The 17,175-nt window shown below is 34.3% G+C and carries 20 protein-coding genes and 1 other RNA gene; 5 read left to right on the forward strand and 16 right to left on the reverse strand.

Annotation, left to right across the window (positions count from 1 at the left end; all coding sequences use genetic code 11):
* Positions 1–86: 86 nt before the first annotated feature.
* Entirely contained in the window at positions 87–1,448 is a 1,362-nt protein-coding gene (gene brnQ / locus AC1RP4_RS06730) for a branched-chain amino acid transport system II carrier protein (protein WP_481761912.1), read from the reverse strand.
* A gap of 95 nt (positions 1,449–1,543) precedes the next feature.
* Between brnQ and AC1RP4_RS06735 the strand changes: the two genes are divergently transcribed.
* Positions 1,544–2,521, forward strand: a complete 978-nt coding sequence (locus AC1RP4_RS06735; protein WP_481761911.1) for an asparaginase — start codon at positions 1,544–1,546, stop codon at positions 2,519–2,521.
* Positions 2,522–2,582: 61 nt separating this feature from the next.
* On the opposite strand, the gene AC1RP4_RS06740 is transcribed toward AC1RP4_RS06735, so the two are convergent.
* The 13 genes from AC1RP4_RS06740 to AC1RP4_RS06800 form a co-directional block, all read right to left on the reverse strand.
* Complete coding sequence (locus AC1RP4_RS06740) at positions 2,583–3,323, reverse strand: acyl-[acyl-carrier-protein] thioesterase (RefSeq protein WP_481761910.1); 741 nt, start codon at positions 3,321–3,323, stop codon at positions 2,583–2,585.
* A gap of 12 nt (positions 3,324–3,335) precedes the next feature.
* Positions 3,336–4,217, reverse strand: a complete 882-nt coding sequence (gene rsmI / locus AC1RP4_RS06745; RefSeq protein ID WP_481761909.1) for a 16S rRNA (cytidine(1402)-2'-O)-methyltransferase — start codon at positions 4,215–4,217, stop codon at positions 3,336–3,338.
* Complete coding sequence (locus AC1RP4_RS06750) at positions 4,214–4,570, reverse strand: DNA replication initiation control protein YabA (protein ID WP_481761908.1); 357 nt, start codon at positions 4,568–4,570, stop codon at positions 4,214–4,216. Before AC1RP4_RS06750 ends, rsmI begins: the two co-directional genes overlap by 4 nt.
* A 22-nt stretch (positions 4,571–4,592) precedes the next feature.
* Positions 4,593–5,600 (reverse strand): DNA polymerase III subunit delta', encoded by a 1,008-nt coding sequence (gene holB, locus AC1RP4_RS06755; RefSeq protein ID WP_481761907.1) that lies wholly within the window; start codon positions 5,598–5,600, stop codon positions 4,593–4,595.
* 12 nt (positions 5,601–5,612) lie between these two features.
* Positions 5,613–5,942 carry a cyclic-di-AMP receptor gene (locus tag AC1RP4_RS06760; RefSeq protein WP_409021519.1) on the reverse strand — a complete coding sequence of 110 codons (330 nt, stop codon included), beginning with the start codon at positions 5,940–5,942 and terminating at the stop codon, positions 5,613–5,615.
* 19 nt (positions 5,943–5,961) lie between these two features.
* Entirely contained in the window at positions 5,962–6,603 is a 642-nt protein-coding gene (tmk, locus tag AC1RP4_RS06765; protein ID WP_481761906.1) for a dTMP kinase, read from the reverse strand.
* A 164-nt stretch (positions 6,604–6,767) separates the two neighbouring features.
* A complete protein-coding gene (locus tag AC1RP4_RS06770; RefSeq protein ID WP_481761905.1) occupies positions 6,768–7,010 on the reverse strand; it encodes a YaaL family protein in 243 nt (80 codons plus the stop codon).
* Between the two features lie 18 nt (positions 7,011–7,028).
* On the reverse strand, positions 7,029–7,628 hold the full coding sequence (gene recR, locus AC1RP4_RS06775; protein WP_409021522.1) for a recombination mediator RecR: 600 nt from the start codon (positions 7,626–7,628) through the stop codon (positions 7,029–7,031).
* Positions 7,629–7,655: 27 nt separating this feature from the next.
* On the reverse strand, positions 7,656–7,970 hold the full coding sequence (locus tag AC1RP4_RS06780) for a YbaB/EbfC family nucleoid-associated protein (protein WP_409021523.1): 315 nt from the start codon (positions 7,968–7,970) through the stop codon (positions 7,656–7,658).
* A 17-nt stretch (positions 7,971–7,987) separates the two neighbouring features.
* On the reverse strand, positions 7,988–9,703 hold the full coding sequence (gene dnaX, locus AC1RP4_RS06785) for a DNA polymerase III subunit gamma/tau (RefSeq protein WP_481761904.1): 1,716 nt from the start codon (positions 9,701–9,703) through the stop codon (positions 7,988–7,990).
* Positions 9,704–9,790: 87 nt separating this feature from the next.
* Positions 9,791–9,877, reverse strand: an RNA gene (ffs, locus tag AC1RP4_RS06790) — signal recognition particle sRNA small type.
* A 47-nt stretch (positions 9,878–9,924) separates the two neighbouring features.
* The gene (tadA, locus tag AC1RP4_RS06795; protein WP_409021525.1) at positions 9,925–10,419 is read right to left on the reverse strand and encodes a tRNA adenosine(34) deaminase TadA; all 495 of its coding nucleotides are present in this window, start codon (positions 10,417–10,419) and stop codon (positions 9,925–9,927) included.
* Entirely contained in the window at positions 10,420–11,022 is a 603-nt protein-coding gene (locus AC1RP4_RS06800; protein ID WP_481761903.1) for a class I SAM-dependent methyltransferase, read from the reverse strand.
* 213 nt (positions 11,023–11,235) lie between these two features.
* Here AC1RP4_RS06800 and nrdH point away from each other — a divergent pair, with 213 nt between their 5' ends.
* The 4 genes from nrdH to nrdF are packed head-to-tail and all read left to right on the forward strand — an operon-like array spanning position 11,236 to position 15,009.
* Positions 11,236–11,466 (forward strand): glutaredoxin-like protein NrdH, encoded by a 231-nt coding sequence (nrdH, locus tag AC1RP4_RS06805; RefSeq protein WP_481761902.1) that lies wholly within the window; start codon positions 11,236–11,238, stop codon positions 11,464–11,466.
* Positions 11,466–11,846 carry a class Ib ribonucleoside-diphosphate reductase assembly flavoprotein NrdI gene (gene nrdI, locus AC1RP4_RS06810; protein ID WP_481761901.1) on the forward strand — a complete coding sequence of 127 codons (381 nt, stop codon included), beginning with the start codon at positions 11,466–11,468 and terminating at the stop codon, positions 11,844–11,846. Before nrdH ends, nrdI begins: the two co-directional genes overlap by 1 nt.
* Positions 11,818–13,995 carry a class 1b ribonucleoside-diphosphate reductase subunit alpha gene (nrdE, locus tag AC1RP4_RS06815; protein WP_481761900.1) on the forward strand — a complete coding sequence of 726 codons (2,178 nt, stop codon included), beginning with the start codon at positions 11,818–11,820 and terminating at the stop codon, positions 13,993–13,995. Before nrdI ends, nrdE begins: the two co-directional genes overlap by 29 nt.
* 21 nt (positions 13,996–14,016) lie before the next feature.
* Positions 14,017–15,009 carry a class 1b ribonucleoside-diphosphate reductase subunit beta gene (gene nrdF, locus AC1RP4_RS06820; protein ID WP_409021529.1) on the forward strand — a complete coding sequence of 331 codons (993 nt, stop codon included), beginning with the start codon at positions 14,017–14,019 and terminating at the stop codon, positions 15,007–15,009.
* A 70-nt stretch (positions 15,010–15,079) separates the two neighbouring features.
* Here nrdF and AC1RP4_RS06825 read toward each other — a convergent pair whose 3' ends face one another.
* Positions 15,080–15,616, reverse strand: coding sequence for a DUF1648 domain-containing protein (locus AC1RP4_RS06825; RefSeq protein ID WP_481761899.1), 537 nt, complete (start codon positions 15,614–15,616; stop codon positions 15,080–15,082).
* A 175-nt stretch (positions 15,617–15,791) separates the two neighbouring features.
* Complete coding sequence (locus AC1RP4_RS06830; RefSeq protein ID WP_481761898.1) at positions 15,792–17,132, reverse strand: hemolysin family protein; 1,341 nt, start codon at positions 17,130–17,132, stop codon at positions 15,792–15,794.
* Positions 17,133–17,175 lie beyond the last annotated feature (43 nt).

A 17,175-nucleotide genomic window follows, 5' to 3' on the forward strand; every position in this document is an offset into this window, starting at 1 on the left:
TGTCTCCGATTGAATATCGAAAACATACCGACCAGATGATCGCTTAATATTTACTCCAACTTTTGGGGTTCACTTCATGTTTCTTTTTAATTTATTTTCTTTTCACGAATCATAAAAATTAGTCCCATAAGTAATCCTAACGCAGCAGGAACTATCCAACTTAAGCCAATATTAAACAGTGGTAAATAATGATTTGCAAATGCTAACATATTTTTAGCAAAAGCTAAATTTTTAATTGAAATTGGCATCGCGTTTAGTCCATCAAAAATGGCACTAAAAAGCGTTAAAACGGTTAACCATTTGTAGATAATGCTGACTTTTAAGTCATACTTATTTAAAGTAGGTTCTAAACAGGCAGCAATCATCAATACAATAGCAAGTGGGTAAAGCAACATCAAAACTGGTGTTGATAATGTAATTAATTGATCTAACCCAACGTTGGCAATTAAACAACTAATCACACAACCAAGTGTTAAATACAATTTATAGCTACCATGACCAATAATTTCAACACATGTTTTAGCACATGCGCTAGTCACGCCAATTGCCGTTTTAATACAAGCAACAACAATAATTGCAGCAAGAAAGAAACTTCCGAATTGTCCAAAATAACGTTGAGCAACTTGAGCTAAAATAGCACCACCATTACCAGAATGTGGAAATACACCCAGACTCGTTGCCCCAAGATAGGCCAAGCATGTATAGATGATTCCCATCAAAATAACACTGATACTACCAGAATAGATAATCCCTTTAGTAATTGATTTAGGATTCGTAATACCTAAATCTTTAATTGTATCCACAATGATAATACCAAAAGCCAAACCAGCGAGTGCATCCATAGTGTAATATCCTTGCCCAAAAGCAGACATAAAAGCACCATTCTTGTAAGAACTTGTTGCGGGGAAATCTGAAAAATTACCCATTGGCTTAATAAATACAAATAACAATAAAATAGCCAACGCACATAAAAATATGGGATTTAAATACTTACCAACATAGACTAATATCTTGGTTGGTTTAACTGCCAAAAGCCAAACTATTGTGAAGAATAAAATTGAAAATAATAATAGCCATACTGAATGTTGGCTGGCTTTAATATGTGGTGCAATTCCAATTTCAAACGGAATAGTTGCTGATCTTGGACCTGCAAATAGCGGTCCAATAGTTAGGTAGAGCAACATTGTGAAAATTATGCCATACGTTCGATTAACCTTAGAGGCTAAATCGAAAACTCCCCTACTTTTAGACAATCCAATAGCAATTACACCTAAAAAAGGTAACCCAACACCAGCAATTAGAAAGCCTAAATTACCTATCCACAGGTTTTGTCCGGATTGTTGACCTACAAAGACTGGAAAAATTAAATTTCCCGCGCCAAAAAATAAACCGAATAACATTGAGCTAATAAATAAATACTCATTCTTACTTAATTGTTTTTCTTTCATTCTCATAACCACCTTATCTGTTCATATACAGTAACAAATTCATAGTCAAAGTACAATATAATATGTATAATCTAAGTGTCAGCAAGGAGGAAAATATGAAAAAAATATTAATTTTACACACTGGTGGTACAATCGCCATGTCTGAAAATCAAGAAACAGGCGCAGTTGCACCTGGTGCAGAAAACCCTTTAAACCAAGTTGAAAATCCATTTGGTGATCGTTTCGATTTAATCACTGAAAATATTTTTAACTTACCATCCCCACATATTGGCCCCATAGAGATGCTAATTATTCAAAAAAGAATTATGCGTGCATCCGCGGAAGCGATTGATGGTATTGTTATTACTCACGGTACGGATACATTAGAAGAAACTGCTTATTTTTTAGATCTTACATTACCGAACCATCTACCTGTCGTTTTAACAGGTGCTATGCGTTCCGCAAATGAAATAGGCTCAGATGGCTTACACAATTTTCAAACAGCCATCTTAACTGCAGCAAGTGATGATGCAGTTGATAAAGGTGTCTTAGTTGTTATGAATGATGAAATTCATACAGCACGCTATGTAACAAAAACACATACAACAAATGTCGCAACTTTTAGAACACCAACGTTTGGCCCAATTGGTAGTATCGCTAAAGATAACGTGACCTTTTTTGCCGAATTGCTAAGCCAGACTTGCTTAGCAATCGACAAAGTTGTTGATCATGTTTATTTAATTAAGGCTTATGCTGGAATGGATGCTGATTTACTTGGTTTTCTTAATAATGACCAAACGAACGGTATTGTCATTGAAGCTCTTGGTGCAGGAAATCTTCCCCCACAAGTTTTAGCTAATCTTCAAAAATTAATTGATCGCGATATTCCAGTTGTAATTGTTTCACGTTGCTTTAATGGCGTGGCACAAGATGTTTACGACTATGAAGGTGGTGGCGTTCAATTGAAAAAAATGGGCGGCATCTTCTGTCGTGGCTTAAATGGTCAAAAAGCAAGAATCAAACTATTGGTTGGATTAAGTGCTGGTCTTGAAAAAGAAGAACTCTCGATTTATGTCGCAGATGCTTTATCATAAAAATATAAAAAATGCTCTGAGTAACTGGATAGACTTCCAGTTACTCAGAGCATTTTTTATTCTAACGTTTCGTCCACTCACAGTCAGCTTCACAATAAACATCATCACCAATTTTAATCTGGTGATGTGTCGTTAAGTTATCAATAACAACGATACTATCTATCTTATGACCATAGTGAATTTCTTTTTCATATTTAATATTCATATGTTTCAAATCATGTGACATTAAAAAGTCTTCTGACAATGAATCTAATAACCAATCAAAATATTTTGAATTGTTTACATGTTGATTTGGATCAATATCAAAGAATCGAACGTCATATGATTTTTTAGCAGCTATTGTATCTTCTTTCATGATACCAACTGGTTTCTCCAAACGCTCAATTCTTCGTGTATATTCAGCACCAAAAGGTTCAATAACTTCTGGCAATACACGAGTCATTTTACGTGTTTTATGATCCATTAAAACAAATACAGCATGAATATGTGCACACTCATTACCTGCTTCATCATGAACCCAGAAATCTCGGTAACAGAAGAAACGATTGTACGAAACAGCCTCAGTAGTTAATGTTAAATTCTCATCAATATGTGGTATTCTCGAAATATCAATAAGATATTGTGTAATAACCCAACCAAAGCCCAAATTTGTTAAATCTTTTTCAGTAATTCCTAAGCTATCACTTTGGTCTGTTGAAACCAAAATAATCATGTTAATTAGCATTGCTACTGTCACACGCCCACTTTTATCGCCTTCATAGTAAACCGCACGATGTAGCTCACTAAATTTATTATCTGCCAATATGTTCACTCCTTAAATCTGATGATACAGATTATAAACTTCTTGTTTTTTCATCTCTTGTTTCTTAGCAATCTCTTTTATCGCATCATTAGTTTTCATACCTGTTTCAATCAAATAATCAACTTGTTCTTCAATTGACATATTAGCCAGATGATCAACTTCCGTTGCTTCTGGCGAATCATTTCCCTCAACAATTACACAAAATTCTCCACGGACTTGCTCAGTGCCAGCCCATTTGATAGCATCATCCAGTGTTCCACGCAAGAATTCTTCATAACGTTTAGTTAATTCTCGGCATAGTACAACTTTACGCTGACCACCAAGGCTAGCAGCTATTTGTGTTAATGTTTTTTTCAAGCGATGTGGTGCTTCATAAAAAATAAGCGTCATTGTTTGATTTTTCAACTCAGCTAATTCTTCTTTTTGACTCTTAGGTTTTCGCGATAAAAAACCATAGAATAAGAACGGTTGTGGCGCTAATCCAGAAGCTATTAATGCAGTGATCCCGGCATTTGCCCCAGGAAGTGGCACAACTGGAATCTTAGCTTCAATACATGCTTTAACAAGATCATGCCCAGGATCACTAATTGATGGCATTCCTGCATCACTTACTTGTGCGATTGATTGACCAGCCAATATTTTATCAACAAATTGCGGAATACGTTCTTGCGTATTATGTTCATGAAAACTCAATTGACTTGTTTCAATTTCAAAATGATTTAATAATTTTTGTGTGTTTCGTGTATCTTCGGCTGCTATATAGTCAACCTCTTTTAAAATATCAATCGCTCTAAACGTCATATCAGATAAATTACCAATTGGTGTCGGTACTAAATATAATGACCCAGTTGTCCCTTTACCTTGAAAACTGCTTTGTGCTGCTATTTCACTCATACTTCGCGCTCCCCATAAATTAAATCTAAACAGAAAGCACAAGGTTCATCATCGACTCGACGTGATCCGTACATCCCTTCAATATTACAAATATGAAAACCTTGATCATATAATTTTTCTAAGTTTTGACGTGATTTTGACAGATTTGCATCGGAAGATTCATTAAAATTCTTAGACGTTTGTCGTTCTATTTCACTTAATCGTTCTCTCAAATGTTGGTTTTCAATCTCCAATTCAGCGTTATTTTCAAGAACACCAGTCATATCAGATTTTATTGTTTCAAAACTCGATAACATTTTTTTCATTTCTTCCTCGATAGCTATAAAATTATCATATAGTTGACGCTTATCCACAAAATCACCTTCATTTCATATTTTATAAATCTATTAATTTTAACGTTGTTACTTCAATTGCACTTTGAAATGTCATATTTATTTGGAGCATCGTTTTAATTTGTAAACAACCATCTAATATAGCAACTAACTTTTTATCACTAATCATTTGAGTTATTTTATCAATTTCAGTTAAACGATTAGAAAAACTCACTTGTTCCTTACGATTATAACGGACAAGTAAACAATCACGCGCTAACAGTACCATTAAATCAACCATCAATGCCTGTTGTTGTTTTTCTTTTGCGAGTGGCACTAGTTTTGTTTGTACCAAAATGAAACTTTCAGCATCATTTTTCAATAATTTACTGAACCAATTCCAAACTTGATTTGTCATTTCAGTAAAATTCTCATCTTGTGCTAATGCTACAGCATGGCTTGTACTCTCAGTTACATGAACAAGTAACTGAGCCTGATCTTTCAAGATACCTTGATTTAATAAATTTTGAATCAATTTTTCTTGAGAGAGTGCGACAAAATTAACCAGTTGGCACCGTGATTGAATAGTTGGCAAAATTTGATTTTTATTTTCTGTTAATAAGAAAGCTTTCACATTTCCAACAGGCTCTTCTAAAAATTTAAGTAAACTGTTCGCAGCACTAGCTGTCATACTCTCAGCTTTTTCAATTATAAAAATCTTTTGGCTACCTTCAACACCACTTTTTGAAAATTCTGATTTCAAAAATCGAATTTGATCAACTTTAATTGACTGGCCTTCAGGCTTAACACTCACGATATCAGGGTGATTACCTGATAGAATTCGTTGACATTCACCACATACACCGCAAGGCTTTTGATCCTCGTCAGCAGTACAAAAGAGTCGCATTGCAATCCATTGTGCTAGTTCAACCTTACCAATACCTTCTGGTCCGGAAAATAGATAAGCATGGGCTAACTTATTTGTTATTATCAATTTTTCAAAATGTTCAATTAATTTTGGCTGTAATTCTTGAATTTTAATATTACTGGTTTCATCAGCTAATTCTGTCATTACTATTTACTCCTAAAATTGATGAAACTCTTCTACTGGTAAGACAAATACTGTTGCACCACCAACCTGAACTTCTAATGGAAATGGTACTTGTGCATCCATTGAAACATCTAAGTTAACAGGGGGGGCCATAAATTGTTCACGCGTTGATGATGTCTCTTTAATGATTTGTAATACCTCATCAACACGTTCATCTTCAATACCAATTAAAAAGGTTGTATTACCAGACTTTAAAAAACCACCAGTTGTTGATAGTTTTGTTGCACGGACATTTGAATCTATAAATATATTGCTTAATCGGTTACTATCTTTATCTTGAACAATCGCTGTAATTAATTTCATTTGAATTCCCTCATTTCATTTATTTAAAAGACTCGGGTAATTTTTTCTTCAGAACGTCAATACAATCGTCAATTACTTTTTCCAAAGGTTGCGCCGCATTAATGGTTATAATACGTTCTGGATTTTTCACTGCTAATTGTTGGTATGCTTTGCGTACTTTTTGATGGAACTCTAACTTTTCATCATCTAAACGATTTATTTCATTTTGACGATGCTCAAAAATTCGTTTTAATCCAATTTCTGATGGTACGTCAAAGTATAAAGTTAAATCAGGTTCTGTTCCATTTGTTGCAAATAGGTTCATATCAGCAACCGCTTGCGTTCCGATATCTCTACCAGCACCTTGGTAAGCAATTGAACTATCAACATAACGATCACATATTACAATTTTATCTTCCTTAAGTGCTGGGAAAATTATTTCTGCGATATGCTGACGTCTTGATGCTGCAAACAATAATGCTTCAGTTCGTTTATCCATCTCTGGATAATCTTGATTTAAGACAACTTCACGAATGGCTTCAGATATCGGACTTCCACCTGGTTCACGTGTTATAACTAATTCTTTTACCAAGTTATTTTGTATCTTTTTTATAATACCTTTTAAGGCACTCGTTTTGCCGGACCCATCTGGTCCTTCAATCGTTATAAATTTTCCAGTCACATTAACGACCCCAATACTTATTATTATTGTACTTGAATCTTAAAAACCTGTCCATAAGATAAACCTACTATTAGTATACTATCTCTTATTTAATAAATCTAATCAGCATTTCACAAAAAAACGCCAAGACAAGTTAGGCGAATTGTCTCAACGTTCTTTCTAATTTAATGTGTGATTACTGAAGCCTGCATATGCCCTTTAACTGAACGAACACGCGCTTCATTATAGAGAAAGAAATATCTTTTTCTTGCCATCTGTGTTTCATTAATTAATTCTTCATCAACTTCGTAAATGGCCTCTTCAGTTTGTTTGGCTTGATCCCATGCTATTTTAGCGAGATCAATTGACTCTAGCAACTTAGCGTCATACTCTTTACGTAATTTAAGTTTTGTTTTTTTATTAAACATTACACCGTCAGCTCATTTCTATATTTCAGTACGTCCTTCAATCGCTTTAAACAACGTCATTTCATCTGCGTACTCAATATCGCTACCTACAGATAGTCCATGGGCTAATCTTGTCACTTTAATTCCAGCCGGTTTAATCAATCTCGATAAATACATTGACGTTGCTTCACCTTCTGGCGTTGCATTTGTCGCAATAATAACTTCCTGCATATCGGGATGCGATTGAAGACGTGTTAATAAACTTGTGATATTAATATCTTCCGGCCCTTTACCTTCAATTGGTGATAATACACCATGAAGCACGTGATACAAGCCGTGATACTCTTTCATTTTTTCTAAAGACATCACATCTTTAGGTTCTTCTACAACAATAACTTTGGTTTGATCACGTGATGAATCAGAACAAATCTGACAAGGATCTTCTTCAGTAATATTGCCACAGATACTACAATAATGTAGGTCTCGTTTGGCAGATATTAGTGATTTAGCAAAATCGGTGACATCATCTTCATCCATATCAATTGTAAAAAAAGCTAATCTTGTAGCAGTTTTACCACCAATACCTGGTAATTTCATATAACTTTCAATCAATTTTGCGATAGGTTCAGGATATTGCATTTTCTTTAGCCTTCTTTAATTTTAAGTTTATAGTCCAGGCATCCCTTGAGAATATTTACCCAATTTATCAGTTGTTGTTTTTTCAATTTTTGTCATAGCATCATTAACAGCCATAATAATTAAATCTTGTAACATATCAACATCATCAGGATCGACTGCTTCTTCTTTAATCATGATATCAGTCATTTTTTTGTCCCCTGTAAAGGTTACCTTAACTAAATCATTTGAAGCTTCGCCAACAAATTCAGTTGCATTCAAAGCCTCTTGGTCTTTTGTCATATCTTTTTGTAATTTTTGCATTTGTTTCATCATACCTTGCATATTACCATTTCCACGCATCATTATTAATTACTTCCTTTCTAATCCTGTTTAATTTCTATATTTTCTGTTCCAAAAATTTCTTCAGCTTTTGAAACAATTGGTTCTACTACTTCAGGTTCTGGCTCAATAATTGTTTCAGTTCCCTCGTGCTCATTTTGTTTAATGTAAGATTTTCGGACTTCTGGCCATTGCTCTGCTGTAATACAGACCACCTTAGGGACATGATGTAATAATCGATCTAACCCATTACCTAAAGCATCGAGTAACTCTGTATCACTTGAAGCTTTGACAGACAAGAATTCGTAATTAAAACTAACAAGTACACTGTCAGGACTAGCCGCAACCGGTTCACTAGCTTGCATAATCGCACGTTGTGTAACTGAAAGTTGATGCAACAACTCTGGCCAAACCTGTTTTAATTGTACCAAACTTTCTTTTGTTGCGTGATCTAAAATAGGATAAATTTGAGATAAATTTAATGTTGCTTTTTTTTGAGTAGAGGCAACTTTTTTAGGCTTAGCTATTACTGCCACTTGCGGTTGATTATCATTCTGACTTAAATCAATTATTTGCTTTTTCAAGTCTTCAACTGTTTTAGTTAAATTATTAATTTGTTTAGATGCATCTGAACTTAATTCTGATTGAGTCGTCTCCGCAATCGTATCAGAGGTATTAAATTGTGATAATCGAATTGTTAATACTTCTAAATAAACATCTGGATGTGTTGTAAATCGCATTTGTTGTTGAATTTCATTTAAAACATTTATCATTTGGTATAAGAAATCAGCAGAAATAGTCTGTGATAAGTTTTTAAAATCATCATTAACCATCCCTAATTCTAGTTGATTAATAAGTGCTGGTGCTTGCTGATATAATAGTAAATCACGACTATAGGCAATTAAATCTTCGATTAATCTAGTTGAATCTTTACCTTCGTCTATAATTGCTTGTATCGTTTCTAATGCCTCAGTAGTCGCTTTTTGACTAACTTCCGTGACGTAATTCTGTATTTTATCCTGTGTTACACTACCGGTTACTAACAAAGCATTATCCAAAGTCACCTTGTTATCACCGAATGAAATGACCTGATCTAAAATACTCAAAGCATCCCGCATTCCACCTTCAGCTGCTTTAGCGATAACTTTAAGCGCTGGTTCTTCATATTCAATTCCTTTTTCAGACAAAATATAAACCATTCGTTCATAACTGTCAGCTGGCGTAATACGCTTGAAATCAAATTTCTGAGTTCTAGAAATAATGGTTGCTGGAATCTTATGTGGTTCCGTTGTAGCAAGAATAAAAATAACATTTTCAGGTGGTTCTTCAAGCGTCTTCAAGAGTGCATTAAAAGCACCCGTAGATAGCATATGAACTTCATCAATAATATAGATTTTAAAATCAGCTTGTGTGGGTGCATACTTTACTTTGTCACGGATATCACGAATTTCTTCAACCCCATTATTAGAAGCGGCATCAATTTCGATAACATCGTTTAATTGACCATTCGTAATAGCGATACATGTCTCACATTTGTTACATGGTTCGCCATTTTCCTGGAAGTGACAATTAACTGCCTTAGCAAAAATTTTAGCTGCGGACGTTTTACCTGTTCCACGTGGACCATTAAAAATGTATGCATGACTTGTTTGTTGTGTCATAATTGCATTTTTCAACGTCTGCGTAATCATGTTTTGTCCAACTAAATCACTAAATTTTTGTGGACGCCAGACACGGTATAAAGCTTGGTAACTCATCACAATCTCTCCTTTCAAAATCTATAAATAGCTTTTTAAATAAAAAAATCTCTCAGCCATTTCTGACTAAGAGTCTTAAATAATCATAATTACTTAAGGCACAAAGTGAATCAAACTTAGTGCTGCTTCCTTCCGGATCTGACACAATTCGTAAGCACACTATTGCCTTAAGGCCTTGCGGCAATTATTATAATACATTAAATTCCAACAAAAAGCTACCTTTATGATTGCTTTTTTTCTTTTCTTTTACGACGAACTTCTCTAAAGAATGATTGGAGTAGGTCTTTGGCTTCATCTAATAATAATCCAGATTCTACTTTTGCTTGATGATTAAATCGTTCATCCGTTAATAAGTTCCCAATGCTGCCTGCAGTTCCTGCTTTAGGATCAAATGCACCAAAGTAAACTTCGGGGATTCTTGAATTGATAATCGCACCACTACACATTGGGCATGGTTCTAGTGTTACGAATAATTGCGCATCTACAAGACGCCAGCTATGAATCGTAGCACAGGCTTCTTGGATGGCTAAAATTTCAGCGTGAAGGGTTGCATCTTGCACGTGTTCACGAATATTATGGCCTCGTCCAATAATCTCACCATTTTGTACAACAACACAGCCAATTGGTACTTCACCAATAATTTTTGCATTTCTTGCTTCATATAAAGCTTCGCGCATAAAAAATTCTTTTTGTTCTTCAGTTAATTTTTCTACCATTTACTTCACACTCATTAAAATATAGTAACCTTTATCTTTTAAAATAATGTCACAATTACCAAAAACTTCAGTCATTCTCTTTTGAGCCGAACTTGCCCCTTGTTTCTTTTGTAATACAGCAAACAATTGTCCGCCAACTTTTAAATGGTCGAATGCGCCACTTAAAATTTCATGAACGACCTCTTTGCCTGCTCTAATAGGCGGGTTTGTAAGAATTGCAGCATAATCTGTCTTTTTTACATGACTGTATGCGGCAGATTCAAAAACTTCTATATTATTAATTTTATTGATTACCGCGTTCTTCTTTGCTAATTCTAATGCTAATTCGTTTACATCTGTCATGTCTATTTTTCGTTCTGGTTGATTCTTGGCTATAGCAAGTCCTATTGGACCGTATCCACATCCAACATCTAAAATATTTCCCGGAATTATTTTTTGTTGCTCAACTGCATTTAATAAAACTCTTGAACCAAAATCGACTGTTTTTTTTGAAAATACACCATTATCTGTGGTAAACTTAAACTCGTTGTTCAACAGTTTAAATGTCCATTCTTTTTCATCATGAATAACATCTGGATTTTTCGAAAAATAATAATTCGTCATATTTTTACCTACTTTCTCAATAGTTTCTATAATACGGAGAAAATCGAATTTTCGCAATCAAAATTTAATATAAACAATCCAAGACCTTGAACACTACATCTTGTGTGATGCAACTTAAAATCACACTAAATGTAGTGTTTTTTTCAATTGATTTTTGGATTATGTGTTGTATACTTATCTTATTAAACAAAACAACAAAGGGGAATTTATATAATGAAAAAAGTTACTGTATTTACAAAAAACAACTGCATCCAATGCAAAATGACAAAACGTTTTTTAGAAGAAAACAACGTCGACTTTGATGAACGTAACATTTCCGAAGACGATAACGCAATCGATTACTTGAAAGGCCAAGGTTTCCAAGCTGTTCCTGTTATAGAAGCTACTGGATTCGATACAATCGCAGGATTTCGTCCTGATATGCTTAAAAAGTTGGCAGTCTAATGAAAATTGTTTTCTTTAGCATTACTGGACAAACACGACGCTTCATCAATAAAATTGGCTATCCTTCATTTGAAATCGATCCAACAAACCCGCTTATTGAATTAAATGAACCCTATATTTTAATTGTTCCAACTTATGAAATTGGGCTCACTGAATCGGTCAACGACTTTATTGAATATCAATCAAATAGAGAAAATATACTGGGTGTTGTTGGCGGTGGGAACCGCAACTTCGCCCAACTTTTTATTTTTACAGCCAAAGATATCGCAACCGACTATCACGTCCCATTATTATATGAATTTGAATTCAATGGCACTGAAGAAGATGTAATCAATATGAAGAAAGTAGTTGATGAAATTGACATTAAAAACGTTAAATAGTGATAAAGTCACTTATTATGATTTAAATAATGAAATTAATATTCCCGTAGACGGTCAAATCCCACTTCAAAAAGATCAAGAAGCCTTAACCGCCTTTTTGAAAGAAAATGTTGCTGAAAATACAATGCAATTTGATTCATTAAAAGCACGTTTTGATTATTTAATTGACAACAACTATATTGAAACTGATTTTTATAATAAATATGACTTCTCATTTATAGAGGAGCTCTACGCTTATTTAGCAGCTCAAAAATTCCATTTCGGTACATTTATGGCTGCCTACAAATTTTATGCTCAATACGCACTTAAAACTGATAATAATGCCTATTACCTTGAAAATTATATTGATCGTGTTGCAATGAACGTTCTTTACTTTGCTGATGGTAATACAGAACTAGCTATGAATTTAGCTGACGAAATGATTCATCAACGTTACCAACCTGCTACACCTAGTTTCTTAAATGCCGGTCGTAAACGTCGTGGAGAATTAGTTTCTTGCTTCCTAATTCAAATTACTGATGATATGAATGGTATTGGACGTGGCATTAACTCAGCACTTCAATTATCTCGAATTGGTGGTGGTGTTGGTATTACGCTCAGTAATTTACGTGGCGCAGGTGCACCAATTAAAGGGATTGAGGGCGCTGCTTCTGGTGTTCTACCCGTTATGAAATTATTAGAAGATAGTTTTTCATATTCTAACCAACTAGGACAGCGTCAAGGTGCTGGAGTTGTCTATTTAGACGTCTTCCATCCAGATATTGTTGCTTTCCTGTCAGCTAAAAAAGAAAATGCTGATGAAAAAATCCGTGTTAAAACTTTATCACTAGGCATCACTGTACCTGATAAATTTTACGAACTCATTAAAGATAATGCAACGATGTATCTTTTCGATCCCTACGGTGTTGAAAGAGAATATGGAGTCCCTTATTCCTATGTTGATATCACAAAAGAATATGACAATATGGTTGCCAATAAAAATATTAGTAAAAAAACGATTCTTGCCCGCGAATTAGAAACTGAAATTTCTAAGCTGCAACAAGAGTCAGGCTATCCTTATATTGTCAATGTTGATACAGCAAATCGCGCAAACCCAATTGATGGTAAAATCATTATGAGTAATCTTTGTTCAGAAATCATGCAGGTTCAGACACCATCAACTGTGAATAATGCACAAGGCTACGATGTTATGGGGACTGATATTTCATGTAACTTAGGCTCAACTAACATTGTTAATATGATGGCTTCTCCAGATTTTGGCCGTTCAGTTGATTCAATGGTTCGCGCTTTAACTTTTGTAACTGATAGTTCAGATATTGATGTTGTGCCTCCTATTCAACATGGAAATAACTTAGCGCATACCATCGGTTTAGGTGCAATGGGCTTACATGCCTACTTCGCTAAAAACCATATGCATTATGGTTCAGAAGACTCAATCGATTTCACTAGTGTTTATTTTATGATGCTTAACTATTACTCATTAAAATCATCAAATGCTATCGCTAAAGAAAAAAATGAAACATTCCATAACTTTGAAAAAAGTACTTATGCAACTGGTACCTACTTTGATAAGTATCTTAACGAAGATTGGGGCCCTACTTCTGATAAAGTTGCTGCCTTATTTGATGGCATCGACATCCCTAATCAAGAAGATTGGGCGACTTTGAAAGCTAATATTCAAACTGACGGTCTTTATCATCAAAATAGATTGGCTGTTGCACCTAATGGCTCTATTTCATATATTAACGATACTACTGCCAGTCTTCACCCAATTATTAACCGAATCGAAGAGCGTCAAGAAAAGAAAATTGGAAAGATTTACTATCCAGCTCCTTACCTTTCAAATGACACGATTCCATACTATACTTCTGCATACGACATGGATATGCGTAAAGTTATTGACGTTTACGCTGCTGCACAGGAACATATCGATCAATCACTTAGTTTAACTTTATTCATGCGTTCAACGATTCCTGAAGGCCTCTACGAATGGAAAAATGGTCGGACAGATAAAATGACAACACGTGACTTAAACATTTTGCGTAATTATGCGTATAATAAAGGTATTAAGTCAATTTACTACATCAGAACCTTTACTGATGATCAAGAAGAAGTTGGCGCAAACGCTTGTGAGAGTTGTGTTATCTAAACTGTAACGGAGGAAAGTTAAATGAATAATGATAGTTACAAAGCAATTAATTGGAACGAAGTTGAAGATCAAGTTGATAAAGCAACTTGGGAAAAACTAACAGAACAATTTTGGTTAGATACACGTATCCCCCTTTCAAATGATTTAGATGATTGGCGTACACTGAGTCCTGCAGAAAAAACATTAGTTGGTCATGATTTTGGTGGGCTAACATTGTTGGATACGGTGCAATCACAAGATGGGATGGAAGCGTTGCGTCATGATACACGGACTGCCCACGAAGAAGCTGTTTTAAATAATATTCAATTTATGGAATCGGTTCATGCTAAAAGTTATTCATCAATTTTTTCAACGTTGAATACAGCTTCAGAGATTACTGAAATTTTCGAATGGACAGACAAAAACGAATTTTTACAAAAAAAAGCACAACGTATTAATGGTATTTACCAAAACGGGTCACCATTGGAGAAAAAAGTTGCTTCTGTTTTTCTTGAAACGTTCTTATTCTACTCTGGTTTCTATACGCCACTTTACTATTTAGGCCATAACAAACTGGCAAACGTTGCTGAAATTATTAAATTAATTTTACGTGATGAATCTGTTCATGGTACCTTCATTGGCTATAAATTCCAATTAGGATTCAACGAACTTTCTGAAGAAGAACAAGGTAAAATGAAGACCTGGATGTATGACCTTCTGTTTGAATTATATGAAAACGAAGAAAAATATACCCATGAACTTTATGATGAAGTTGGTTGGACTGAAGAAGTTTTAACCTTCTTACGTTACAATGCCAACAAAGCTCTAATGAATTTAGGCCAAGATCCTTTGTTCCCTGATACAGCTTCTGATGTTAATCCTGTTGTCATGAACGGAATTTCAACATCAACATCTAATCATGATTTCTTCTCTCAAGTTGGTAATGGCTACTTACTTGGTAGTGTGGAATCAATGGATGATTCAGATTATGAAATTGGTGAAAGCGGCCAAATGAAACGTCGTCCTAAACGTTAGAAAAAAATCCTTACTATCAGCCTAAAAACTGATAGTAAGGATTTTTTATTTAACAGTTTTAACTTTACAATTACAGTAACATTCCCACTATTCCCGCACAAAGTATCAATATTCCTATAATGACCATCCATACACCTGATAAACGATTTAATTTCTCACGATGACTAGAATCCTGCGTTATTTTCTTCATCCTAAAGTTGGTATATTTATTAGGAACCGTTTTAGGCGCATAGTTTCCTAAGATGATCAGCAATGTTCCCACTATCAGTGCAACACTGCTAATAATATTAACCTGATGTCCCAACGCGGTAGCAAATATCATTGTTGCTAAAAGTATTGATAAGATTGGCGTAATCCAAATTAAAGCTGTATCTAGTTTCTTATTTTGACGATTAGTGTTATCTATTACCATTATCACCACATTGATTAAAATCATCAATAATGGGAACCCAATAATAACTAGATTTTTATCACCATACTGATCAATATTACCACCTATATTCCAGTGAATCGGAATTTTATTGGGTAATTTGTGATACAAAACTACTCCCATAATCATTGGAACAAATCCAAATAAGATGGCGCTGATATTCCTTTTATTTTTCATAATTGTCTCCTCCTACCAGATATTGTGACCATTTTAAATAATTCGAAATAGTCGTTTGATTCAAATTAATATGGTTACTACTTTTACCAATTGGCAAGCTATAATCCTTACCAGTAATGTAGTAAAAAAAATAGCATTTAGAGCTAATTAAAAACTAACCCTAAATACTATTTTTTTAAGCGTTCACTTTGTTAATCACTCTTTTATCTGTTGGTAAAACAGTTACTTCAAATTCTGAAATATAAGCATTTTCATAGTCCAATGCCTTAATATTAAAATTAGCAATTTTCATTTCATCATTAGCTCGAAATTTTGAGTCATTATTAAGCACAAATCCAGTAAGCGTCACCGCTTCACTTTCTTCCGTTTCTTTAAGCGTTGTATCAAAATATCTTTCAAAATCATATAATGTCACTTTACCTGAAACTTTAAATTTATTGTTTCCCATATCTACTATATTATCGTCATTCGTATCATCAAATTCTTCTCTAACAACACCAAATAATTCTTCATAGATATCTTTATCTGTAACAATCCCTGAAGTCCCACCATACTCATTAACGACGATAACGATTGGTGTTCTCTTAGATACCATAACATCCATAATACTATGAACTTCAGCATTTTCTTGAACGGCCGGAATATCACGCATAATTGTTGAAATCAAATTTGTCTTATCAATTTTTTCCTGTCGCAATAAATCATAACTATAAACGTACCCGATAACTTTATCTTTATCATTGTTAGCAATAACTGGGAACCTTGAATATCTAGTTCTCCAATATAAATTAACAACGTTTCTAATTGAATCGTCTACGTCTACTGCAACCATCGATGTTCGGTCAATCATGATATCTTCTGCCACTTTATCATTCATATCAAATGCTCGTCGCATGAATGTTAAATCTTCTTCATCAAGTTCACCAGCATTTGCGGATAATCGAGATAATGAGAGAATTTCAGTTTGCGAATAAATATCTTCTTCATTTTCAACTTCATAACCTAACAAATGCGTAATCCAATTTGCTGAACGATCTAAAATCCAAATTAATGGGTATAACACAATATGGAAAAACATAATAGGACGGACAATAAATAATAATACTGGCAATGGATCTGCAATTGCAATATTTTTAGGTACTAAATCAGTAAAAACAGCATGAATAACAGTAAAAATAAGAATTGCAGCAACCGATGCAATAGCATTTGCCATAGCCGCGGGTAATATATTTGATTGTATAATCGCATCTGCTATTGTTTTTTCACCAATCCAACCTAAAATCAAACTAGTTGAAGTGATTCCAACTTGGGCCGTTGACAGATACTCCGTTAGGTTCTCCGTCATATGAATAGCCCGCTTAATATTTTTAAGCGGCTTTTTCCCATACATATCTTTCAATGCACTAATACGGACACGAACCAACGCATACTCAGTCAGTGTAAATAACACAGACAAAAGTAATATTGCGATAATAACAATTACATTCACTAAATAATTTTCCGGACCAGAATCCAAGGTAACACCCTACTTTCAATTTGTTGTAATTTCTTAACTTCCA

Source organism: Dellaglioa sp. CoH-56-MRSF-10 (assembly GCF_056782175.1).

Coding starts and splice junctions, on each gene's coding strand:
- nrdI (WP_481761901.1), top strand. CDS start 11,466: ATGAAAATTGTTTTCTTTAGCATTACTGGACAAACACGACGCTTCATC.
- AC1RP4_RS06780 (WP_409021523.1), bottom strand. CDS start 7,970: ATGATGCGTGGAAATGGTAATATGCAAGGTATGATGAAACAAATGCAA.
- AC1RP4_RS06770 (WP_481761905.1), bottom strand. CDS start 7,010: ATGTTTAATAAAAAAACAAAACTTAAATTACGTAAAGAGTATGACGCT.
- dnaX (WP_481761904.1), bottom strand. CDS start 9,703: ATGAGTTACCAAGCTTTATACCGTGTCTGGCGTCCACAAAAATTTAGT.
- brnQ (WP_481761912.1), bottom strand. CDS start 1,448: ATGAAAGAAAAACAATTAAGTAAGAATGAGTATTTATTTATTAGCTCA.
- nrdE (WP_481761900.1), top strand. CDS start 11,818: ATGAAATTGACATTAAAAACGTTAAATAGTGATAAAGTCACTTATTAT.
- rsmI (WP_481761909.1), bottom strand. CDS start 4,217: ATGAGTGAAATAGCAGCACAAAGCAGTTTTCAAGGTAAAGGGACAACT.
- AC1RP4_RS06760 (WP_409021519.1), bottom strand. CDS start 5,942: ATGAAATTAATTACAGCGATTGTTCAAGATAAAGATAGTAACCGATTA.
- recR (WP_409021522.1), bottom strand. CDS start 7,628: ATGCAATATCCTGAACCTATCGCAAAATTGATTGAAAGTTATATGAAA.
- AC1RP4_RS06735 (WP_481761911.1), top strand. CDS start 1,544: ATGAAAAAAATATTAATTTTACACACTGGTGGTACAATCGCCATGTCT.
- nrdF (WP_409021529.1), top strand. CDS start 14,017: ATGAATAATGATAGTTACAAAGCAATTAATTGGAACGAAGTTGAAGAT.
- AC1RP4_RS06800 (WP_481761903.1), bottom strand. CDS start 11,022: ATGACGAATTATTATTTTTCGAAAAATCCAGATGTTATTCATGATGAA.
- holB (WP_481761907.1), bottom strand. CDS start 5,600: ATGACAGAATTAGCTGATGAAACCAGTAATATTAAAATTCAAGAATTA.
- nrdH (WP_481761902.1), top strand. CDS start 11,236: ATGAAAAAAGTTACTGTATTTACAAAAAACAACTGCATCCAATGCAAA.
- tadA (WP_409021525.1), bottom strand. CDS start 10,419: ATGGTAGAAAAATTAACTGAAGAACAAAAAGAATTTTTTATGCGCGAA.
- AC1RP4_RS06825 (WP_481761899.1), bottom strand. CDS start 15,616: ATGAAAAATAAAAGGAATATCAGCGCCATCTTATTTGGATTTGTTCCA.